The organism is Pseudomonas sp. AG1028 (assembly GCF_007993955.1).
Lineage (GTDB): Bacteria > Pseudomonadota > Gammaproteobacteria > Pseudomonadales > Pseudomonadaceae > Aquipseudomonas > Aquipseudomonas straminea.
This window is the reverse complement of the sequence record NZ_VIVP01000011.1, coordinates 82,983-104,685: the sequence shown is the minus strand read 5'-3', so window position 1 is coordinate 104,685 and position 21,703 is coordinate 82,983. Positions and strand designations below refer to the sequence as shown.

At 64.8% G+C, this 21,703-nt stretch carries 17 protein-coding genes; 8 read left to right on the top strand and 9 right to left on the bottom strand.

The annotated features are described in order from the left end of the window. Positions 1–39: 39 nt before the first annotated feature. A complete protein-coding gene (locus FB481_RS18740) occupies positions 40–774 on the top strand; it encodes an ABC transporter substrate-binding protein (protein ID WP_093506369.1) in 735 nt (244 codons plus the stop codon). A 4-nt stretch (positions 775–778) separates the two neighbouring features. Here FB481_RS18740 and FB481_RS18735 read toward each other — a convergent pair whose 3' ends face one another. The 8 genes from FB481_RS18735 to FB481_RS18700 form a co-directional block, all read right to left on the bottom strand. Beyond that, positions 779–2,014, bottom strand: coding sequence for a diguanylate cyclase domain-containing protein (locus FB481_RS18735; protein ID WP_093506371.1), 1,236 nt, complete (start codon positions 2,012–2,014; stop codon positions 779–781). A gap of 37 nt (positions 2,015–2,051) precedes the next feature. Beyond that, positions 2,052–3,431 (bottom strand): ATP-dependent RNA helicase DbpA, encoded by a 1,380-nt coding sequence (dbpA, locus tag FB481_RS18730; protein WP_147177330.1) that lies wholly within the window; start codon positions 3,429–3,431, stop codon positions 2,052–2,054. A 73-nt stretch (positions 3,432–3,504) separates the two neighbouring features. Next, on the bottom strand, positions 3,505–4,920 hold the full coding sequence (gene mdtD, locus FB481_RS18725) for a multidrug transporter subunit MdtD (protein WP_093506375.1): 1,416 nt from the start codon (positions 4,918–4,920) through the stop codon (positions 3,505–3,507). Positions 4,921–5,029: 109 nt separating this feature from the next. Beyond that, a complete protein-coding gene (gene betA, locus FB481_RS18720; protein WP_147177329.1) occupies positions 5,030–6,739 on the bottom strand; it encodes a choline dehydrogenase in 1,710 nt (569 codons plus the stop codon). A gap of 163 nt (positions 6,740–6,902) precedes the next feature. Continuing rightward, the gene (gene betB, locus FB481_RS18715; protein ID WP_093506380.1) at positions 6,903–8,375 is read right to left on the bottom strand and encodes a betaine-aldehyde dehydrogenase; all 1,473 of its coding nucleotides are present in this window, start codon (positions 8,373–8,375) and stop codon (positions 6,903–6,905) included. 548 nt (positions 8,376–8,923) lie between these two features. Next, entirely contained in the window at positions 8,924–9,514 is a 591-nt protein-coding gene (gene betI / locus FB481_RS18710; protein ID WP_093506383.1) for a transcriptional regulator BetI, read from the bottom strand. Positions 9,515–10,118: 604 nt separating this feature from the next. After that, positions 10,119–10,802 (bottom strand): response regulator, encoded by a 684-nt coding sequence (locus FB481_RS18705; protein ID WP_013793214.1) that lies wholly within the window; start codon positions 10,800–10,802, stop codon positions 10,119–10,121. Next, complete coding sequence (locus FB481_RS18700) at positions 10,799–12,325, bottom strand: ATP-binding protein (RefSeq protein WP_147177328.1); 1,527 nt, start codon at positions 12,323–12,325, stop codon at positions 10,799–10,801. Before FB481_RS18700 ends, FB481_RS18705 begins: the two co-directional genes overlap by 4 nt. A gap of 169 nt (positions 12,326–12,494) precedes the next feature. On the opposite strand from FB481_RS18700, the gene FB481_RS18695 reads away from it, so the two are divergent. Continuing rightward, positions 12,495–14,369, top strand: coding sequence for a potassium transporter Kup (locus FB481_RS18695; RefSeq protein ID WP_147177327.1), 1,875 nt, complete (start codon positions 12,495–12,497; stop codon positions 14,367–14,369). 396 nt (positions 14,370–14,765) lie between these two features. On the opposite strand, the gene FB481_RS18690 is transcribed toward FB481_RS18695, so the two are convergent. Beyond that, on the bottom strand, positions 14,766–15,401 hold the full coding sequence (locus FB481_RS18690) for a bifunctional 2-polyprenyl-6-hydroxyphenol methylase/3-demethylubiquinol 3-O-methyltransferase UbiG (RefSeq protein ID WP_147177326.1): 636 nt from the start codon (positions 15,399–15,401) through the stop codon (positions 14,766–14,768). A 101-nt stretch (positions 15,402–15,502) separates the two neighbouring features. Here FB481_RS18690 and FB481_RS18685 point away from each other — a divergent pair, with 101 nt between their 5' ends. From FB481_RS18685 to FB481_RS18660, 6 genes are all read left to right on the top strand, one after another. Further along, positions 15,503–17,860, top strand: a complete 2,358-nt coding sequence (locus FB481_RS18685) for a DNA polymerase II (protein WP_147177325.1) — start codon at positions 15,503–15,505, stop codon at positions 17,858–17,860. 80 nt (positions 17,861–17,940) lie between these two features. Then, on the top strand, positions 17,941–18,609 hold the full coding sequence (locus tag FB481_RS18680) for a DUF4375 domain-containing protein (protein WP_147177324.1): 669 nt from the start codon (positions 17,941–17,943) through the stop codon (positions 18,607–18,609). Between the two features lie 59 nt (positions 18,610–18,668). Beyond that, positions 18,669–19,220 (top strand): sugar O-acetyltransferase, encoded by a 552-nt coding sequence (locus FB481_RS18675; protein WP_093506398.1) that lies wholly within the window; start codon positions 18,669–18,671, stop codon positions 19,218–19,220. Between the two features lie 136 nt (positions 19,221–19,356). After that, on the top strand, positions 19,357–19,995 hold the full coding sequence (locus FB481_RS18670) for a peroxiredoxin (protein ID WP_147177323.1): 639 nt from the start codon (positions 19,357–19,359) through the stop codon (positions 19,993–19,995). Positions 19,996–20,004: 9 nt separating this feature from the next. Next, positions 20,005–20,592 carry an NADPH-dependent FMN reductase gene (gene ssuE, locus FB481_RS18665; protein WP_093506402.1) on the top strand — a complete coding sequence of 196 codons (588 nt, stop codon included), beginning with the start codon at positions 20,005–20,007 and terminating at the stop codon, positions 20,590–20,592. Positions 20,593–20,695: 103 nt separating this feature from the next. Then, on the top strand, positions 20,696–21,661 hold the full coding sequence (locus FB481_RS18660) for a sulfonate ABC transporter substrate-binding protein (RefSeq protein ID WP_147177322.1): 966 nt from the start codon (positions 20,696–20,698) through the stop codon (positions 21,659–21,661). The last annotated feature ends 42 nt before the right edge of the window (positions 21,662–21,703 follow it).

Genomic DNA, 21,703 nt, shown 5'->3' with positions numbered 1-21,703 from the left:
CGGCTTCCTTCCCGTCCACCCTGCAGGGCTTGCCACCAATTGAAAATCGGGCGTGTCTGGTTGCTGTCGCTGGTGTTGTTGCCGTGGGTTGCCAATGCGCAGCCTCTGCGTCTGGTCGCCGACAGTTGGCCGCCGTTCACCGATCAGCGCCTACCCGGCGGCGGTTTGGCGGTGGAGCTGGTAAGCACCGCACTCACGCGTGCCGGCTACGCCAGCGACTACCGTGAAGTGCCCTGGCAGCGTGCCGTGCTGGGCCTGCAACGTGGCGACTACGATGTGCTGATCACCGCCTGGTACAGCCGGGAGCGCGAGGGCTTCGGTCATTTCTCGGCGCCTTATCTGGTCAACCGTATTCGTGTGGTACAGCGCAAGGGCGGCGGCGTCATCTTCAATCAGCTCGCCGACCTGCATGCCCACGAGATTGCCGTGCGCCGCGGCTATGCCTACTCGCCGGCGTTCATGGCCGACGACCAGTTGCAGACGGTCGAGGTCAGCAGCTTCGAGAGTGCCGCGCAGATGGTGCACCACGGCCGGGTGGAGCTGGCGCTGGAGGATGAGTACGTGGCGCGCTTTCTGTACAACAACGCGCTGCGCGACATAGCCGACGACCTCGAGTTTCTGCCGATGCCGCTGAGCGAGAACGGCCTGCACATTCTCATTCGCCTGACTCACGGCGAGCATGCCGAGATCGCTCGCCGTTTCGATGCCGCCATCGCCGCCATGCAGGCGGACGGCAGCTATGCGGCGATCATGGCGCGCTACGGCTTGCAGTGAGCGGTCACTGCCAGACGGTGCGCCCGCGGCCCTGGCGCTTGGCCTGGTAGAGCTGCTGGTCCGCCAGGTGCAGCAGGCTTTCCAAGTCTTCGGGTGCGCCATGGTAGATGCCGGCGCTGAATGACAGCGGCGGCGCGCTGGCGGCGTATTTCACCTGCCGGCATTGTTCGCGCAGTTCATCGAGCGCCAGGCGCAATGACTCGCCATCCTGCGGACTGACCATGGCGAACTCTTCGCCGCCCAGGCGGCCGAGCAGCGTGTCCGGAAAGGCCGCCCGAAACGCCCGACTGAAGCCGATCAGCGCGGCATCGCCGGCCGCGTGGCCGTATTCATCGTTGATCTGCTTGAACAGGTCCATGTCCAGCATCGCCACGCTCAGGTTGTGGCCGCTGCGCTGCGCCTGCTGGAACTGCTGGATGCCTTGCTCGTAGAAGGCGCGGCGGTTGTTCAGACCGGTCAGGGCGTCGTACTGTGCGGCCTTTTTCAGGGCGCGCAGCATGTCGCGGCGCTCCAGGGTGAACATCACCCGGCAGGTCAGCTCTTCGGGGCAGAACGGCTTGCGCAGGAAGTCATCGGCGCCGTGCTTGATGAACATGGCGCTCAGCGAGCCCTTGGTGTCGGCGGACAGGCCGAGGATCACCAGGTCGTTGCGCTTCATCTTCTGGCGCAGCAGCTTGACCAGCTCGAAGCCGCTGATGCCCGGCATGCTGTGGTCGACCACCAGCATGTCGACATCCGGCTGCTCCTTGAGAATGCGCAGGGCTTCATCGCCGTCGTGGGCGTCGATGATCTGGTAGCGGTGCGGCACCAGCACGTGGCGGATGAAGTTGCGGGTGGCCTCGGAGTCCTCGGCGACCAGGATTTTCACGTGGCTGTTGCTCTCCAGGCGATGCAGTAGCCGGAACGCATACTCGTAGGAGTGCTGGCTTTCCTTGAGCACGTAGTCGACCACGCCCTTGAGCAGGAGCTCGTCGCGGCGCTTCTCGTTGTACGAGCCGCTGAGCACGATGCAGGGCAAACCGTAGCGCATCACCAGGTCGACGCTTTCGCCATCCGGTGCATCGGGCAGGTGCAGGTCGACGATGGCGGCGAAGAACAGTTCGGCCGAGGCTTCGAGCATCATCTCGGCTTCAGCGAGGGAGGCGCAGAACACTGGTTGCAGGTTCGGCTCGTGGCGAAACAGGTGCTCGAGGATCTTGAGCACCAGCGGGCTGTCTTCGATGACCAGAATATTGCGCACGGAGCCCCCCTATACCCGCTCTGCCGATAGCTTGAGTCTAGAGCGTGCGCACGCGTAGCGAGCGACCTTTTATCTTGCCTTCGCTGAGACATTTGAGCGCTTGCACGGCCAGGCTGCGTTCAACGGCGACATAGGCCTGGAAGTCGAAGATGGCGATCTTGCCGACCTTCGCGCCAGGGATGCCACCTTCGCCGGTCAGGGCACCGAGAATATCGCCGGGGCGCAGCTTGTCCTTGCGCCCGGCGCCGATGCACAGCGTCATCATCAGCGGCTGCAATGGCGCGCCGCCCTGGTGTTTCAGGCTGCTCAGCGGGTGCCAGTTCAGCGGCGATTTCTGCAGGTTCTCGATGGCTTGGGCGCGATGACCTTCGGCCGGGGCGACCAGGCTCACCGCCAGGCCTTTCTCGCCGGCACGGCCAGTACGACCTACGCGGTGGATATGAATTTCCGAATCGCGCGCCAGTTCGACGTTGATCACCATGTCCAGGGCGTCGATATCCAGGCCGCGGGCGGCCACGTCGGTGGCGACCAGTACCGACAGGCTGCGGTTGGCGAACATCGCCAGCACCTGGTCGCGGTCACGTTGCTCCAGGTCGCCATGCAGGGCGGCGGCGGAGATGCCCTTGGCGGTGAGATGGTCGACCACCTCCTGGCACTGCTGTTTGGTGAAGCAGAAGGCCACGCAGGAGGTCGGGCGGAAGCAGTTGAGCAGCTTGACCACGGCGTCCAGGCGGTCTTCCGGGGCGATTTCGTAGAAGCGCTGTTCGATCTGGCTGTCGTCGTGCAGCGCCTCGACCTTGACCTGCTGTGGGTTGCGCATGAAGGTCGCCGATAGCTGCTTGATACCGGCCGGGTAGGTGGCCGAGAACAGCAGGGTCTGGCGGCGCTCAGGGGTCTGGCCGATGATCTCGGCGATGCTGTCGTAGAAGCCCATGTCGAGCATGCGGTCGGCTTCGTCGAGCACCAGGGTGTTGAGGCCATCCAGCGTCAGAGTACCTTTGGCCAGGTGTTGCTGCACACGACCCGGGGTGCCGACGATGATCTGCGCGCCATGCTCCAGGGAGCCGATTTGTGGGCCCATGGGCACACCACCACACAGGGTGAGAATCTTGATGTTGTCCTCGCTGCGCGCCAGGCGGCGCAATTCCTTGGCGACCTGGTCGGCCAGCTCTCGGGTCGGGCACAGCACCAGCGCCTGGCAGCCGAAGTAGCGCGGATTGAGCGGCGCCAGCAGGCCGATGCCGAAGGCCGCGGTCTTGCCGCTACCGGTCTTGGCCTGGGCGATCAGGTCCATGCCCTTGAGCATCACTGGCAGGCTCTGCGCCTGGATGGGCGTCATCTGCGCGTAACCGAGGGACTCGAGGTTCGCCAGCATGGCGGGCGACAGGGCAAGCGAGGAGAAAGCGGTGGCGGTCACGGTACGGGCCTGAAGAGCGTTCGAAAAGAGCGCTAGTGTAACAGGCGCCACGCCATGGCCTGCCGACTGCTCGTCATTCGTCGACGTCTACCTTCACCCGTCTGGCGCTGCGCCCGCCTTCTGGTGCCAGCTGCAGGAAGATGCCGGCCGCCAGGATGGTCAACAGGCCGATGCACAGGTAGGTCGACTTGAAGGCGCTGAGCACGCCGCCGGCCGCATCCGGGTTGTCCAGGCTGAAGCCGCTGAGCAGCGCGGCGCCGGTGGCGATACCCATGCTGATCGACAGCTGTACCACCACCGACAGCAGGCCGTTACCGCTGCTGGCCTCGCTATCGGGCACATCGATCAGGGTCACGGTGTTCATGGCGGTGAACTGCAGCGAGTTGAAGGCGCCGATCAGGCTCAGCTGGATGGCCAGTTGCACATGCGAAGTCTCGCCGTCGACCAGCGCCATGCTGGTGATCAGCAGGCCCAGCAGTACGGTGTTGAAGGTCAGGATGCGTCGGTAGCCGAGGCGGTCGATCAACGGCTTGGCCAACGGCTTCATCGCCATGGCGGCCAGCGCCAGGGGAATCATGCTCATGCCCGCCTGGGCCGGCGAGTAGCCCATGCCCAGCTGCAACAGCAGCGGAGTGAGGAACGGCAGGGCGCCGGTACCCAGGCGCGCGAAGATATTGCCGAAGATGCCCACCGCGAAGCTGCGGGTATTGAACAGCCGCGGCGGGAACAGTGCGTTGGGCGTGCGCGCGGCGCGCAGCCAGTAGGCCGCCAGGCACGCCAGACCGCCGAGCAGCAGAAGCACCACGCGCATGTGCGGCAGGTGCAGCTCGCCCAGGCCTTCCAGTGCCATGGTGATCAACAGCATGCTGGCGCCGAACAGCAGGAAGCCGATCAGATCGAAACGGGTACGCTCGCTGCCGCGCAGCTCCGGCATGAAACGGTAGGCAGCCCAGCAACCCAGGGCGCCTACCGGCAGATTGAGCAAGAAGATCCAGTGCCAGCTAGCGTATTCCACCAGCCAGCCACCCAGGGTCGGGCCGATCAGTGGGCCTAGCAGGCCGGGCAGGGTGATGAAACTCATGATGCGTACCAGCTCGGTACGCGGGTAGGCGCGCAGCACCACCAGGCGCCCCACCGGCATCATCAGCGCACCGCCCAGGCCCTGGATGATGCGCGCGATCACCAGCATGGTCAGCGACTGCGAGACCGCGCACAGCAGCGAGCCGAGGCTGAACAGGGCGATGGCGCCAAAGAAGATGTGCCGCGTACCGAAACGATCGGCCAGCCAGCCGGAGGCGGGAATCAGCAGCGCCACGGTGAGCATGTAGGCGATGATCACCGACTGCATGCGCAGCGGATCTTCGGACAGATCCGCCGCCATGCTCGGCAGGGCGGTGTTGAGGATGGTGCCGTCCAGCGTCTGCATGAAAAAGGCGATGGCGACGATCCAGGGCAGCAGGCGGGCAGTGCGGGCGTCGAGCAAAGTCATGGCGATCGGCGATCTGCGGTGGTTGGAACAGTGTGACCCAACTTGGCGGCGAATGTCGCAACAAACAGACACACCCGTGCCCCGATCAGGCACAGGTGTGCGAGTCGCCTCACGAGGCCGAACGCATCTCCTCGACCAGTCGCTGTGGCGTGCCGCGTACCGGCGCGCCATTGGCCACGTAGTAAGGCGCGGTGCTGCGTGGCAGCGCCTCACAGCCACGGATACGGTCGACGATCTTCTCGGCGATCATGATGGTGGTAGCGTTGAGATTGCCGGTGATGATCTCCGGCATGATCGACGCATCCACCACGCGCAACCCTTGGATGCCGTGCACGCGGCCCTGGCCGTCGACCACTGCCATGTCGTCGGTGCCCATCTTGCAAGAGCAGGACGGATGGAACGCGGTTTCCGCATGCTCGCGGATAAAGGCATCCAGTTGCTCATCGGTTTGCACATCAGCACCCGGGCTGATCTCGCGGCCTCGATAGGGGTCGAGGGCAGGCTGCGCCATGATCTCGCGAGTGATACGAACGGCGTCGCGAAACTCCTGCCAGTCCTGCTCACTGCTCATGTAGTTGAACAGGATGCTCGGGTGCTGGCGCGGGTCCTTGGATTTCAAGTGCACGCGGCCACGGCTCGGCGAGCGCATGGAGCCAACATGAGCCTGGAAGCCATGTTCCTTCACCGCGTTGCTGCCGTTGTAATTGATCGCCACCGGCAGAAAGTGATACTGCAGGTTCGGCCACTCGAATTCCGGGCGCGAGCGAATGAAACCGCCGGCCTCGAACTGGTTGCTGGCGCCAACGCCTTCGCCGGCGAATAGCCATTTTGCACCGATGCCGGGCTGATTGAGCATCTTCAGCGCAGGGTACAGCGACACCGGCTGGGTGCAGGCGTACTGCACGTAAACCTCGAGGTGGTCCTGCAGGTTCTGGCCGACGCCCGGCAGCTCGTGCACCACGTCGATATCCAGACCACGCAGCAGCTCACCCGGGCCAACACCGGAACGCTGCAGAATCTGCGGCGAGGCGATGGCGCCGGCGCACAGCAGCACTTCGCGGCGTGCATGGGCGGTGGTCGCCTCGTTCGCATTGCCGATCAGGTAAGCGACGCCGTTGGCGCGCTTGCCTTCGAACAGGATGCGGTCGGTAGTGGCATGCGTGACGATGGTCAGGTTCGGTCGCTCGCGGGCCTGGTCCAGATAACCGCGGGCGGTGCTGGCGCGACGGCCTTCGGGCGTCACGGTGCGGTCCATCGGGCCGAAGCCTTCCTGCTGATAGCCGTTGAGGTCATCGGTACGCGGGTAGCCGGCCTGCACGCCGGCCTCGACCATAGCGTGGAACAGCGGGTTGTTGTCGGCCTTGGGCGTGGTCACGCTGACCGGGCCGCTGTCGCCGTGGTAGTCGTTGGCGCCTATGTCACGGGTTTCCGCTTTGCGGAAATACGGCAGGCAATCCAGGTAGCTCCAGTCTTCAAGACCCGGCTGCTTGGCCCAGTTGTCGAAGTCCATGGCGTTACCGCGGATGTAGCACATGCCGTTGATCAGCGACGAGCCGCCCAGGCCCTTGCCGCGCCCGCACTCCATGCGGCGATTGCCCATGTGCGGCTCCGGGTCGGTTTCATAGGCCCAGTTGTAGCGGCGGCCTTGCAGGGGAAACGCCAGGGCGGCCGGCATCTGGGTGCGGAAATCGAGGCGGTAGTCGGGGCCACCGGCTTCGAGCAGCAGTACGCTGACATCCGCATCTTCGCTCAGGCGGGTCGCCAGCACGTTACCGGCCGAGCCGGCGCCAATGATGATGTAATCGAATTCCTGGGTCATGGCTCCTCCTGTTACCCGGATGTGGTCCGGGAGAACACGGTGACTGTTGCCGGATGGCATCCGGGCTAGGGGGCTGCGACTTTCTTGTGGGAGCGGATTCATCCGCGATGCTTTTTCGGCTGAAGCGATGCGCTGCCCGCTCGCTCCCACGCTGTGCTGGCGGTCAGAACACCGAGGCGTAATCGCCCAACTCGACCTGCACGGACTTGATGCGGGTGTAATGGGCCAGGGTGGTCAGGCCGTTCTCGCGGCCCACGCCGGATTGCTTGTAGCCGCCGACCGGCATCTCGGCCGCCGACTCGCCCCAGGTGTTGATCCAGCAGATGCCCGCTTCCAGCTTGTGGATAACCCGGTGCGCGCGGTTCAGGTCGCGGGTCACGATGCCGGCGGCCAGGCCGTAGGTGGTGTCGTTGGCGCGGCGGATCACTTCGTCTTCGCTGTCGTAGACGAGGATGCTCATCACCGGGCCGAAGATTTCCTCGCGGGTAATGGTCATGTCGTCACGGCAGTCGGTGAACACCGTGGGTGCCACGTAGGCGCCGTTGGCGTAGTCGCCGTCGGTGACGCGCTCGCCACCGATCAGCAGACGCGCGCCCTGCTGGCGGCCTTGCTCGATGTAGCCCAGCACGCGCTCCATGTGGGCGAAGCTGACCAGTGGGCCGAAATTGGTGTTGTCGTCCTGGGGGTTGCCCAGGCGGATACGTTTGACCCGCTCGACGATCTTGCTCTCGAAGCGCGCCTGCAGGGCGCGGGGCACGAACACCCGGGTGCCGTTGGTGCACACCTGACCGGTGCTGTAGAAGTTGGCCATCATGGCGATGTCCGCGGCGCGGTCGAGGTCGGCGTCTTCGCAGATGATCAGCGGCGACTTGCCGCCCAGCTCCATGGTCACTTCCTTGAGCGATGAGCTGGACGCGCTGGCCATGACCTTCTTGCCGGTCACGGTGCCGCCGGTGAAGGAAATTTTCTCGATGCGCGGATGCTCGGTCAGCCACTGGCCGACCTCGGCGCCCAGGCCGGTCAGCACGTTGAACACGCCGTCCGGCACGCCGGCCTCGGTGTAAATCTCGGCGAGCTTCAGGGCGGTCAGCGAGGTGACTTCGCTGGGCTTGAAGATCATCGCGTTGCCGGCAGCCAGGGCCGGCGCGGATTTCCACAGGGCGATCTGGATCGGGTAGTTCCAGGCACCGATGCCGGCGACCACGCCCAGCGGCTCGCGGCGGGTGTAGACGAAGCTGGTGTCGCGCAGCGGGATTTGTTCACCCTCGATGGCCGGTATCAGGCCGGCGTAGTACTCCAGCACGTCGGCGCCAGTGACGATATCGACGTAGCGGGTTTCCGACAGCGGCTTGCCGGTATCGAGCGTCTCCAGCTCGGCCAGCTCATCGTTGCGTTCACGCAGGATGTCCACAGCGCGGCGCAGGATGCGCGAGCGCTGCATGGCGGTCATCGCCGCCCACACCTTCTGGCCTCGTTCGGCACTGGCCACGGCGCGTTCGACGTCGTCCTGGCTGGCGCGCTGCACGTTGGCCAGCACCTCGCCGTTGGCCGGGTTGATGCTTTGAAAGGTGGTACCGCTGCTGGCGTCGACGTACTGGCCGCCAATGTAGAGCTGCTGATCTGCGAATCGGGCCATGGGGCGTCTCCTGATCGGGGCAAGACGCACTTGGCGCCTTGGCGAATGGATCGACTGAACGAGATGAAAAGGGATGTCAGCCGATTTGGTTAAAAAACAGCCTACTTTATTTTTATTGATCGATCAATCAATAAAAATCCTGAAGACGACCGAAAACGTGCCAGGAACGCATGAGTGCAGGGCTTCAGGTGTTTCCAAGGGGCAGGCGAATGATTGCTGAAGGAGCGGACCAGGCTTGCAATTACGCTTCCACATGCGAATCAAAATATAGACGGATCGGGCTGCGTAGGTGAAACCCATCAAGGTGTGATGGGTTTCACCCATCCTACGGAAGGACTGGGGAAGATTTGTGGGATGGATCGAGCAGCTTAGGTGAATCGATCAAGTGTCGAAGGATGTCATCAATATTGTGGGAGCGGGCCGTGCCCGCGATTCGCGCGCATGGCGCGCTCCCACATACGCCTCGGATTTGTAGGCTGGGTGCAACCCATCGGGGGCATGGGTTGCACCTAAGCTGCCCGAGCCATCCTAAGGGAAGGCGGCTGGTTTTACTCGGCTTTGGCGAGCTGCAGATCAAGATAGTCGTAAGCGATCTGCGCGGCCTGGCGGGTGTCGAAGTTCTCGCCGGTCAGGGCGCCGCGCAGCCACAGGCCGTCGATCAGCGCTGCCAGGCCGCGGGCGGCGGCGCGGGCTTGTGCTTGCGGCAGGGCGCGGCGGAACTGGCCGCACAGGTTGGAATACAGTCGCTGGTCGTTGACCCGCTGCAGGCGGCGCAGGGCCGGTTGGTGCATGCTGCTGGCCCAGAACGCCAGCCAGGTTTTCATCGCCGGGCCGCTGACCTGGGTTTCGTCGAAGTTGCCGTCGATGATGGCGCGCAGCCGTGCCCTTGGAGTGTCTTCGCGCAGCAGCCGGTAGCGTGCATGCACCGCCTCGCGTAGCGCCTGCATGAGGTGACGCATGGTCGCTTCGAGCAGGCCGTTCTTGTCCTGGAAATAATGGCTGATGATACCGTTCGATACGCCGGCAATTCGCGCGATGTAGGCGATGCTGGCATCGCTCATGCCAACCTGGTCGACGGCTTCCAGGGTTGCCGCAATCAGCTGGGAGCGGCGGATCGGCTGCATTCCGACCTTGGGCATCGTGTTCTCCGGCGAGGGGTTTTGCCGGAGTCTAACAGAGCGCGGGGAGTTGTCGGCGCGCTCAGGTTTCTCGGGGCCTGTTCACGATCTCTATGCGCATGAAGCGGCAACTGCAAGGTAAAAGTGGCCACTCGGCGGTTGCGTAGGAGCGGCTTTAGCCGCGAGCTCTTTACGCCTCATATGCGATGCGTGAGCTATGGTTTGCCAGCATTATCGCGTTGCTCATACGTTCGGTTCCGTGCTGACGAGCGGGTTTCTTTTGGCATCGCCCGGATGGCCGGCCCCGCCAAAAGAAACCAAAAGGTCTAGCACCGACATACGGCCCCAGCTTCGCTGTGGTTCCCTCACTCCATCATTGTTCCGAGGGCACGACCTAGGCGGCCCCCCACGAAGGGCCATCCCTGGCCCATCGCGTCTCTCTCGGCATCCATGCCGCTCAACCCTCTCCACAACGATTCCGTTCGGCATCCTGAAGGGGCGATTGGTGTCGCCTGCTAATTTTTTGGCGTGAAAAGCACCAAAAAGGCAAAGTGGCCGAACGGCCATTCCCGCTACTCAGCTGCCAAAATCGACGAATCTGAGCTGAAAGATCATGAACAGGCGCTCAGGCGATCAGCCGGTAGCCGACACCTGCTTCGGTAATGATCAGCCGCGGCGCCGCCGGGTCATCGCCAAGCTTCTGGCGCAGGTGAGCGATGACGATGCGCAGGTAATGGCTGTGCTCGGTGTGGGTCGGGCCCCAGATGTCGCGCAGCAATTGCTGCTGGGTGACGACCATGCCGGGGTGGCGGGCGAGGGCTTCGAGTACCGCGTATTCCTTGCGCGTCAGGCTGATTTCCTGATCATCCAGGGTCACACGGCGGAAGGCGAAGTCGACCCGCAGCGGGCCGCTGGCCAGGGCGGCGGCGGGCTTTTCGCTGGTCGGCCGGCTGCGCAGCAGAGCGCGCACCCGGGCGAGAAACTCCTGCACGCCAAAGGGCTTGCTGACGTAGTCGTTGGCGCCGTTGTCCAGGGCTTGCACCTTGTCCTTTTCGCCGGCGCGCACCGACAGCACCAGCACCGGCACGGCAGACCATTCGCGCAGGCGGGTCAGCACTTGCTGGCCGTCCAGGTCGGGCAGGCCGAGGTCGAGCACCACCAGGTCGGGTTGCTCCAGGGCCGCTAGGCGCAGGGCCGCCTCCCCGCAGTCGGCCTCCAGTACCTGGTAGCCCTGGGCCTGCAGGCCGATGCGCAGGAACTTGCGGATCGCCGCTTCGTCGTCGACCAGGAGGATGCGCGCTTCAGTCATGCCGGGTTCTCGTCAGGAGCTTGCAAGGGCAGTTGCAGGATCAGGGTAGTGCCCTGGCCGGGCGTCGATTCGACCCGCGCCGTGCCGCCGTGGGCGTTGAGCATGCCCAGGCAGATCGCCAGGCCGAGGCCGGTGCCCTGGCCGCCGCGATCGCCGCGGGCTGCGGTGTAGAAAAGGTCGAAGATCTGCGCCTGTTCGTCGGCGGGAATCCCCGGTCCCTGATCGGCGATGGCGAAGCTGAACGTCTCGCCGTCATGGCTCAGGCGGATGTCGATGACGCCGCCGGGCGGCGAGAAGCGCGCGGCGTTGTCCAGCACGTTGACCAGCGCCTGTTCGATCAGTGCGCCCTGTACCCACAGCAGCGGCAGGTTGGCGGGTACGTCCATACGCACCTGCAGGTGCTGCAGCACCGGTTGCAGGCGCTGCAGAGCGGCAGCGAGCAGGTCGCTGGCGGCTACCCAGTCGCGCTCCAGGTGCAGGCCGCCATGGCCCAGGCGGGTCATGTCCAGCAGGTTCTGGATGTAGCGGTCCAGGCGCGAGGCTTCGCTGGCGGTGCTTTGCAGCAGGTCGTCGCGGGTCGCGGTATCCAGGCTGTCGATGAACAGTTGCAGGGTTTCGATATTGCCGCGCATGGCGGTCAGCGGCGTGCGCAGATCGTGGGACACCGAGGCGAGCAGGGCGCTGCGCAGGCGCTCGGTTTCGTGCTGCAGGCGCGTATGGCCGAGGGTCTCGACCAGTTGCACGCGGGCCAGGGCGTGGGCCAGCAGCGGCAGCAAAACGTCGATCAGCTGGCGCTGCTCACCAGCCGGTGGATCGCCCTGGGCTGTGCGCATGCCCAGTAGCGCCAGTGGCTGATCGTTGTCCATCAATGGCCACCACCACCAGTGCGGATGGGTCAGGCTGTGGCTGTCGTAACCGCGCGGATGACGGCTCTGCCAGGCGTGCTCGGCGCTGATGCGCTCCAGCTCGCTGAGCGCCAGCCGGCTGCCATCTGCCTGGTACCAGTTGCCCTGGGCATCGCGGCTGAGCAGGCACAGGCGCTCGGCTGGCAGGTCCAGCTGGCTGAGCATGGCGGCCAGCAGGTCGCGCTGGTCCTGGGCGCTGGACAGCCTGCCGGCGAAGCCCAGCAGGCTTTCGGTCTGCCGCTGGGCTACCTGCAGGTCTCGGAACTGCTGGCGCTGGCGGGCGGCGAGGTTGCCGGTGAGCAGGGCGATGAGCAGGAAGAACAGCAGAGTCAGCACGTCCTGCTCGCGGTGCACCACCACCGACCAGGTCGGTGGCAGGAAGCAGAACCCGTACGCGGCGAAAGAAAGCAGCGCGCACAGCAGAGCCGGGCCGACACTGCTGCGCACCGCCACCACCAGCACCACGGCGAGAAACACCAAGGATATGTTCGGCAAGTCCAGCCAGCGTGAGACGGCCAGCGCCAACAGGCAGCCGAGCCCGGCAGCGAGGGCGGCCAGCAGGTAATCGCGTGGCGGGGCTGGCGTGCGGCGGGTGGGGCGATCGGCGGCGGTGGTCATGCGCAATTCCGGTGCGGGGCGTGGGCAGATCATGGCGTCGTGCAAGGTTGGCGTAAAGAAGCGCGCCTGCGCGTAAAAAAGCCGTAAAACTGCGCGGCATGAAGCTGCTGCGCGCGTAAAGCCGGCGTATACCTAAGGGTAATCGAGTTCATCACGGATACCCTGCAACGTGAGCACCCCTTCCCGTACCTCGCCCATCGCCCTGTTGGTCGGCGCCGTCGGCATCGTCTATGGCGACATCGGTACCAGCCCGCTGTACAGCCTCAAGGAAATCTTCTCGCCGCATTACGGCGTCGGCCTGTCCCAGGCCAGCGTGCTGGGCATCCTGTCGCTGATTTTCTGGTCGCTGACCCTGGTGGTCACGGTCAAGTACGTGATGTTCATCCTGCGCGCCGACAACGGCGGCGAGGGCGGCATCATGGCGCTCACCGCCCTGGCGCAACGGGCGGCCGCCGATTATCCGCGGCTGCGCACCGTGCTGATCATGCTCGGCCTGTTCGGCGCCGCGCTATTCTACGGCGACAGCATGCTCACGCCGGCGGTCTCGGTGCTTTCCGCGGTCGAAGGCGTCGGCCTGGTGGTCGACGGCATCGACCATTGGGTGGTGCCGCTGGCGCTGTTGATCCTGATTCCGCTGTTCCTGCTGCAGCGCCATGGCACCGCGCGCATCGGTTACCTGTTCGGCCCGGTGATGGTGGTGTGGTTTCTGGTGCTCGGCGCCCTGGGCGTGCATGGCATCGTGCAGCGCCCGGAAGTGTTGCTATCGCTCAACCCCTACTGGGCGCTGCAGTTCTTCATCGCCAATCCGCTGCTCGGCCTGACGGTGATGGGCGCGGTGGTGCTGACCATCACCGGGGCCGAGGCGCTGTACGCCGACCTCGGTCATTTCGGTCGCAAGCCCATCGTGCATGCCTGGCTGTTCCTGGCATTCCCGTGCCTGATCCTCAACTACTTCGGCCAGGGCGCGCTGTTGCTCGGCGACCCCGAGGCGGTGCGCAACCCGTTTTATCTGCTGGCGCCGGGCTGGGCGCTGATCCCGCTGATCGGCCTCTCGACGCTGGCCACCATCATCGCCTCCCAGGCGGTGATCACCGGAGCCTTCTCGGTGACTCGCCAGGCCATCCAGCTCGGCTACGTGCCGCGCATGCAGATCCTGCACACCTCCAGTGCCGAGCAGGGGCAGATCTACATCCCGATGATCAACAGCATGCTGCTGGTCGGTGTGGTGCTGCTGGTGCTCGGCTTCCAGTCGTCCAGCGGCCTGGCTGGCGCCTACGGCGTGGCGGTGACCGGCACCATGCTGTGCACTACGCTGCTGGTGTCGTCGGTGATCCTGCTGCTGTGGCGTTGGCCGAAGGTGCTGGCCGTACCGCTGCTGGCGGTGTTCCTGCTGGTCGACGGCATATTCTTCGCCGCCAACGTGCCGAAGATCATCGGCGGCGGTGCGGTGCCGATGGTCGTCGGCCTGCTGCTGTTCGGTCTGATGACAACCTGGAAACGCGGTCGCCAACTGGTGCTCGAACGGCTCGACGAACACTCTCTGGTGCTGCGCGACTTCATCGCCAGCATCGCCCTGCAGCCGCCCCATCGGGTGACCGGCACGGCAGTGTTCCTCACCAGCCGGGTCGAGGTGGTGCCCCATGCGCTGTTGCACAACCTGCTGCACAACCAGGTGCTGCACGAGCGGGTGATGCTGCTCACCGTCCTTTACGAGGACCGCCCGCGGGTGCCGCTGGCCGAACGCTTCGATCTGGAGGCCTACGACCAGGGCTTCTACCGTGTGCGCCTGCGCTTCGGCTTCCTCGAGGCGCCGGACATTCCCCGCGCCCTGGCCCAACTGAGCGAAAAGGGCATCGACTGCCCGCCGATGCAGACCACCTATTTCCTCAGCCGGGAAACGGTGATCCCCTCCGAGCGCATCGGCATGGCCATGTGGCGCGAGCGCCTGTTCGCCGTGCTGCAGAAGAACGCCGGTAGCTCGCTGGGCTTCTTCCGGCTGCCGGTGAATCGGGTGATCGAGTTGGGGACGCAGGTGGAGATTTAGCTCTTCTCGAGGCTGAGGTCGCCAGAGCTTGTAAGTTGGACGACGTTTTACCCGGCCCCCGCGTGCGGCCAGAGTTATCGTGTCGCGTACGTGTCCAGTTCCGCTCTGACGAGCGGGTTCCTTTTGGCATTGCCCCAAAAGGAACCAAAAGGTCTAGCCCCGACATCCGGCCCCGGCTTCGCCGTGGTTCCCTCGCTACATCGTTGCTCCGAGGGCCCGCCGCGAAGGGCCATCCCTGGCCCATCGCGGCTCTCGCGGCATCCATGCCGCTCAACCCTCTACGCAACGATTCCACTCGGCCTTCTGAAGGGGCGATTTATGGCGCCTGCAGAAGCTGTGGCAAGGAAACACCAAAAAGCCAAAGTTGTACGCCTCTGCATAGTATCGCCCCTCGAATCAAACCTTCTCCCGCTTGCGCCACACACTCGCCAGCCACGGTTGCTGCTCCCGCGGCAGGCCGGAGGGGCGATAGTAATGTTCCAGCTCCTCGAAACCGGCGGCGTCGAGCAGGCGGCGCCAACTGGCCAGGTCGTGCCACGCGCCGTAGCGTTCGCCGCTCCAGCCCTCCTGGTTTTCGCCGCGCGGGTTGGAGCTGAACAGCACGCCGCCGGGCTTCAGGCTGCTGCGCAGTTCGCCTAGTACGCGTGGCAGCTCCTGGCTCGGAATATGGAACAGCACGGCATTGGCGAAGATGCCGTCGAAGCGTTCGGCCGGCAGATCCAGGGCGAGAAAGTCCTGCTGCCAGACTTCGCAGCCACTGTCGGCGCGGGCCATGGCGACGAACTGCGGGCAGCCGTCGAGGCCGACAGGCTGGTGGCCCAGGGCTTTGAAGGCGCGCAGGTCTCGACCCGGCCCGCAGCCGAAATCCAGAATACTCAGCGGCGCGCTGCCGTGCACATGGCGTAGCAGCGCCGCGATGTTCTGGCTGACGTCGTGGTCGCGGGTGCCTTCGCGGAAGTCTTCGGCGCTGGCCTGGTAATGAGCCAGGGTGCGGCGGGTGATCTGTTGCAGTTGTTGATGGTCGAGGGGCATGGCGGACCTCCGTGCAAAATCTGGCGGTCATTTAACCCCATTCTGCAGGCGTTGCGCCGCCGGGTTACCATCGCCGCCTGAACAGCATTCGAGGTGGCAGGGTGGATCTACAGCAGGGCTTCGTCCTGACCCGGCATTGGCGTGACACGCCGGCCGGCAGCCAGGTGGAATTCTGGCTGTCGACCGACGCCGGCCCGCGCCTGGTGCGCCTGCCGCCGCAAACCTCGGTGGCCTTCATTCCCGCCGAGCAGCGTGCCCGCGCCGAGGCCCTGATCGCCGGCGACAAGCAATTCGAGCTGCGCCCGTTGCAGCTGCGGGATTTCCACCAACGGCCGGTGCTCGGCCTGTACTGCCGGCAGCAACGTCCGCTGCTTCAGCTGGAGCAGACCCTGCGCCAGGGCGGTGTGGCCGTTTACGAGGCCGATATCCGCCCGCCCGAACGCTACCTGATGGAGCGTTTCATCACCGCCCCGGTGCTGTTCGGCGGCACCGAGACGGCGGACGGCGTACTGGTCGACGCCCAACTCAAGCCGGCGCCGGACTACCGCCCGCAGCTCAAACTGGTATCCCTGGATATCGAAACCACCGAGCGCGGTGAGCTGTATTCCATCGCCCTGGAAGGCTGTGGTCAGCGCCAGGTGTACATGCTCGGCCCGCCGAATGGTAATGCCGAGGTCGATTTCGATCTTGATTATCTGGACAGCCGCGCCGCGCTGCTGGAGGCGCTCAACGGCTGGCTGGAGCGCCATGACCCGGACGCCATCATCGGCTGGAACGTTGTGCAGTTCGACCTGCGTGTGCTGCACGAGCATGCCCAGCGCCTGCAGGTGCCGTTGCGCCTGGGCCGTGGCGGCGAGCTGCTGAGTTGGCGCGAGCATGGCTCCAAGCAGCATTTCTTCGCCAGTGCGCCGGGGCGGCTGATCATCGATGGTATCGAGGCGCTGCGTTCGGCGACCTGGAGCTTCCAGTCCTTCAGCCTGGAGAACGTCGCCCAGCAGCTGCTCGGTGAGGGAAAGGCGATCGACAACCCCTACCAGCGCATGGACGAGATCAACCGCATGTTCGCCGAGGACAAGCCGGCCCTGGCCCGCTACAACCTCAAGGACTGCGAGCTGGTCACGCGCATCTTCGCCAAGACCGAGCTGCTCACCTTCCTGCTCGAACGCGCCACGGTCACCGGTTTGCCGGTGGATCGCAGCGGCGGTTCGGTGGCGGCGTTCAGCCACCTGTACATGCCGCTGATGCACCGCCAGGGCTTCGTCGCGCCGAACCAGGGCGAGCGCCCGCCCGAGGCCAGCCCCGGCGGTTTCGTGATGGATTCTAGGCCGGGGCTTTACGAGTCGGTGCTGGTGCTCGACTACAAGAGCCTGTATCCGTCGCTGATCCGCACCTTTCTGATCGACCCGGTGGGGCTGATCGAGGGCCTGCGCCAGCCCGATGACGAGCACTCGATTCCCGGTTTTCGTGGCGCGCGCTTCTCACGCAGCAAGCACTGCCTGCCGGCCATCGTCGAGCGCGTGTGGCAGGGCCGCGAGGCGGCCAAGCGCGCCGGCAACGCGCCGCTGTCCCAGGCGCTGAAGATCATCATGAACGCTTTCTACGGCGTGCTCGGTTCCAGCGGCTGCCGCTTCTTCGATACCCGCCTGGCCTCGTCCATCACCCTGCGCGGTCACGAAGTGATGCGCCGCACCCGCGAGCTGATCGAGGCCGAAGGGCACACGGTGATCTACGGCGACACCGATTCCACCTTCGTGTGGCTGCGCCGCGCCCACAGCGAGGCGGATGCCGAGCGCATCGGTCGCGGCCTGGTGCAGGGCGTCAACGCCTGGTGGCGCGAGCACCTGGCGACCGAGTTCGGCTTGCAGAGCGCGCTGGAGTTGCAGTTCGAAACCCACTTCAGCCGCTTTCTGATGCCCACCATCCGCGGCATGGAGGAGGGCAGCAAGAAGCGCTATGCCGGGCTGATCCGCCGCGCTGATGGCCGTGAGGACATGGTCTTCAAGGGCCTGGAAACCGTACGCAGCGACTGGTCGCCGCTGGCCCAGCAATTCCAGCAGGAGCTGTATCTGCGCATCTTCAAGGGCCAGCCCTACCAGGACTACGTGCGCGACTACGTGCAGCGCACCCTGGCTGGCGAATTCGAGGAGCGGCTGGTGTACCGCAAGCGCCTGCGCCGGCGCCTCGACGACTACCAGCGTAACGTGCCGCCCCATGTGCGTGCCGCGCGCCTGGCCGATGAACACAACGATGCCATGGGCCGCCCGCGTCAGTACCAGAGCGGCGGCTGGATCAGCTACGTGATCAGCGTCGCCGGCCCCGAACCCCTGGAACTGCGCTGCGCGCCCATCGACTATGGGCATTACCTGGGCAAACAGCTGCAGCCGGTGGCCGACGCCATCCTGCCATTCGTGGACGATGACTTCACGGCGTTGATCGGCGGGCAGCTGGAGCTGTTTTGAGTTTGCACAGCCTTGCGTCTGGCTCTCGCGCCGCGGCTCTGGCATCGTCGAGGCTGCTTTCACCATCCACCGGAGCTCCGATGATCCATCCCCTGCATGCCGAGCTCGGCTGCCTGCAGATCGAACGCGTGGTTGTCGATAGCCAGGCCGCGCATGTCCGTCTGCGCGATGGCCAGCAGTTTGCCCTCAAGCTCGACGGTTATCTGCGCCTCGACCGCCTTTCGGCCGCGCAGCGTGACGACGTGCGGCTGGAGGGCGGTGGTTTCGTCGCCAGTTGGCGGCATCATGACGCGGGGCTGTTCGACAGCATCGACCTGGCCTGGGATGAGCTGCAGGATCAGGCCCTGAAGCGCCTGCACGCAGCCGGCTGGGACCTGCAAGCAATCAGCCAGCGCGATCGGCAGTTGGTGGTGCTGTGGCGCTTGCAGGCCGACTATTACAACGGCGGCCTGATGCAGTTCTTCGCCAACTGGGGCATGCCGACCTTCGAGTTGGCACAGCAGGCGCTTACCCTGATTGGCTTGCCGGCTGCCTGCCAGGCACTGCGTGATCTGTATGCGGTATTCGCTCGCCTGGAGGATGAACCCGAGGAGATCGAGCTGTGGAGCATCTGCAGTTGGCTCGACGAGGCGGAGAACGCCCGCATCGACGAGTTGGACGATGGCTTCGATGCGTTGATCGCCGACCTGCCGATTCGTGCGCTGCATCACTTCCTGATCATCGACACCGAGCGACCGCCGGCCAATTAGCCGGAACCTCCCCACCCCACTGGGTTCCTTACTGAACATTCGTAAGGAGGCGACCCGCCATGGCGCTCAGTGAAAAACACAAGATGCTCACCGGCGAACTCTACCTGGCCAGTGACCCGGAGCTGCAGGCCGACAGCGCCGCGACCATGGCCTGGCTGGCGCGCTACAACGCCAAACTGGGGTTGTCCCAGGCCGAGCGCAATCAGGTGCTGGGCGAGCGTCTGGCGGCGGTCGGCAGGGGAGTGGTGGTGCGCTCGCCGTTTCATTGCGACTACGGTTTCAACATCAGCCTGGGTGACGGCGTGTTCATCAACTTCAACTGTGTGATTCTCGACGTGGTGGCGGTGAGCATCGGTGACAAGACGCAGATTGGCCCGGGCGTGCAGATCCTCACCGCCGACCATCCGCGCGATCCGGGTGAACGTGAGTCCGGCCTGGAATTCGGGCGGCCGGTGAACATCGGTCGCAACGTGTGGATTGGCGCCGGGGCGCTGATCCTGCCAGGCGTGACGGTGGGCGACGATGCGCTGATCGGTGCGGGCAGCGTGGTGACCCGCGATGTTCCGGCTGGCGCCAAGGTGGCGGGGAATCCGGCGCGGGTGCTGGATTGAGCGGATGAACGACGGGGTCGCGGGTCATAACGATTTTTTGATTTGGTTATAAATAAATCATTATTTATTCTTTTTAATATTTTCTGTTCCTCAGCATAGTGAGCACCACGCAACGACTCACCTGAGGAGCACAGCCATGAGCATCCGTCTGGGCGATATCGCCCCCGACTTCGAGCAGGATTCCAGTGAAGGCCGCATTCGTTTTCACGAGTGGCTGGGCAATCAGTGGGGCATTCTGTTCTCCCACCCGGCCGACTTCACCCCGGTGTGCACCACCGAGCTGGGCTTCACCGCCAAGCTGAAGGACGAGTTCGCCAAGCGCAACGTCAAGGCCATCGCCCTGTCCGTCGATCCGGTCGATTCGCACCTCAAATGGATCGACGACATCAACGAGACCCAGAACACCGCGGTCAACTTCCCGATCCTCGCCGATGCCGACCGTAAGGTGTCCGAGCTCTACGACCTGATCCACCCCAATGCCAACGACACCCTGACGGTGCGCTCGCTGTTCGTCATCGACCCGAACAAGAAGGTGCGCCTGACCATCACCTACCCGGCGAGCACCGGGCGCAACTTCCATGAAATCCTGCGGGTGATCGATTCGCTGCAGCTCACCGACAGCCACAAGGTAGCCACGCCCGCCAACTGGCAGGACGGTGACGAGGTGGTAATCGTGCCGTCGCTCAAGGACGAGAACGAGATCAAGCAGCGCTTCCCCAAAGGCTATCGCGCCGTGAAGCCTTACCTGCGCCTCACCCCGCAGCCCAACAAGTAAGGACGTCTCATGCTGGTGGTTTTTCTGGGCGGCAGCCCGAGCCTGCGGTCGCGTTCCAATGTGTTGCTGGGCAAGGCCAGGCAGTGGCTGCAGGCCCATGGTGTCGAGGTGGTGACCTATCAGGTGCGCGACTTCGAGGCCGAGGACCTGCTGTTTGCCCGCTTCGATAGCCCGCTTATTCAAGGCTTGCAAGCCCATGTGGCAGCGGCTGACGGGCTGGTGGTGGCGACGCCGGTATACAAGGCGTCGTTCTCCGGGGCCCTGAAAACCCTGCTCGATGTACTGCCCGAACGCGCGTTGCATCACAAGGTGGTGCTGCCGGTGGCTACCGGCGGCAGCAATGCGCACATGCTGGCGGTGGATTACGCCCTGAAGCCGGTGCTGTCCGCGCTCAAGGCCCAGGAAGTGCTGCACGGCGTATTCGCCGATGACAGCCAGATCAGTTACACCGAGGACGGTGGCGACTTGGCGCCGGCCCTGGAGCAGCGTCTGGACGACGCCTTGCAACACCTGATTCAGGCGCTCAATCGCCGGCCCCAGCCCATCGAGCCGGGCCTGTTGAACGAGCGGCTGCTCAGTGGGCGCTGGAGCGCCTGACGCGAGTCAACCTACAAATCCCAGGCAGTTCGCTGCCGCCCCACCTTACTAGCCCGTCAACGAGGCAGCAGGTGGCCACACACTCAATGCAGAGGAGAGCGCCATGCGCACTGTCACCCTGCGTCGGAGTCTGGTCGCCTTGTTTGCCGCGGCCATTTACTTCGGCGCCATCACCCAAGCCCAGGCCGAGACACTGCGTATCGGTTATCAGAAGTACGGCACGCTGGTGTTGCTCAAGGCCAACGGCGCGCTGGAAAAGCGCCTGGCGGCCAAGGGCATCGACGTCAAATGGACCGAGTTTCCGGGCGGCCCGCAGCTGCTCGAAGGCCTGAACGTCGGCTCGGTGGACTTCGGCACCACCGGCGAAACGCCGCCGGTATTCGCCCAGGCCGCGGGTGCGGATCTGCTCTACGTGGCCTTCGAGCCGCCAGCACCGACCAGCGAAGCGATCCTGGTCGCCAAGGATTCGCCGATCAAATCGGTCGCCGAGCTCAAGGGCAAGAAGGTCGCCCTCAACAAGGGCTCCAACGTGCACTACCTGCTGGTGCGAGCCCTGGAAGAAGCCGGCCTGAAATACAGCGACATCCAGCCCGTGTACCTGCCCCCTGCCGATGCTCGCGCCGCCTTCGAGCGTGGCAGCGTCGACGCCTGGGTGATCTGGGATCCCTTCCAGGCCGCCGCCGAACAGCAACTGCAGGCGCGCACCCTGGTCGACGGCAAGGGGCTGGTCAGCAACCACCAGTTCTACCTGGCGACCCGCCCCTATGCCGAAAAGCACCCGGAGGTGATCGAGGCGCTGGTCGAGGAAATCCGCGGCATCGGCGAGTGGGTCAAGGCCAATAACGACCAGACCGTTGCCCAGGTCGCGCCGCTGCTCGGCCTGTCACCGGAGATCACTCGCCTGGCGGTGCAGCGCCAGAGCTACGGCGCCCAGCTGATCACCCCAGAGGTGGTCGAGGCCCAGCAGAAGATCGCTGACACCTTCACCGAGCTCAAGTTGATTCCAAAACCGCTGAAGATCAGCGACGTGATCTGGCACGCCCCGGCTAGCAAGGTTGCCCAGCAATAACTTCCCGCCCCCCGCCGGTTGGGCGGGGGCATTGCGATTTCC

What these genes read in the sequence shown, in the direction of transcription:
- FB481_RS18705 (WP_013793214.1), bottom strand. Translation starts at nt 10,802, where the DNA reads ATGACTGAAGCGCGCATCCTCCTGGTCGACGACGAAGCGGCGATCCGC.
- FB481_RS18675 (WP_093506398.1), top strand. Translation starts at nt 18,669, where the DNA reads ATGGCGCTCAGTGAAAAACACAAGATGCTCACCGGCGAACTCTACCTG.
- FB481_RS18680 (WP_147177324.1), top strand. Translation starts at nt 17,941, where the DNA reads ATGATCCATCCCCTGCATGCCGAGCTCGGCTGCCTGCAGATCGAACGC.
- FB481_RS18690 (WP_147177326.1), bottom strand. Translation starts at nt 15,401, where the DNA reads ATGCCCCTCGACCATCAACAACTGCAACAGATCACCCGCCGCACCCTG.
- FB481_RS18700 (WP_147177328.1), bottom strand. Translation starts at nt 12,325, where the DNA reads ATGACCACCGCCGCCGATCGCCCCACCCGCCGCACGCCAGCCCCGCCA.
- betI (WP_093506383.1), bottom strand. Translation starts at nt 9,514, where the DNA reads ATGCCCAAGGTCGGAATGCAGCCGATCCGCCGCTCCCAGCTGATTGCG.
- betA (WP_147177329.1), bottom strand. Translation starts at nt 6,739, where the DNA reads ATGACCCAGGAATTCGATTACATCATCATTGGCGCCGGCTCGGCCGGT.
- betB (WP_093506380.1), bottom strand. Translation starts at nt 8,375, where the DNA reads ATGGCCCGATTCGCAGATCAGCAGCTCTACATTGGCGGCCAGTACGTC.
- mdtD (WP_093506375.1), bottom strand. Translation starts at nt 4,920, where the DNA reads ATGACTTTGCTCGACGCCCGCACTGCCCGCCTGCTGCCCTGGATCGTC.
- ssuE (WP_093506402.1), top strand. Translation starts at nt 20,005, where the DNA reads ATGCTGGTGGTTTTTCTGGGCGGCAGCCCGAGCCTGCGGTCGCGTTCC.
- FB481_RS18660 (WP_147177322.1), top strand. Translation starts at nt 20,696, where the DNA reads ATGCGCACTGTCACCCTGCGTCGGAGTCTGGTCGCCTTGTTTGCCGCG.
- FB481_RS18670 (WP_147177323.1), top strand. Translation starts at nt 19,357, where the DNA reads ATGAGCATCCGTCTGGGCGATATCGCCCCCGACTTCGAGCAGGATTCC.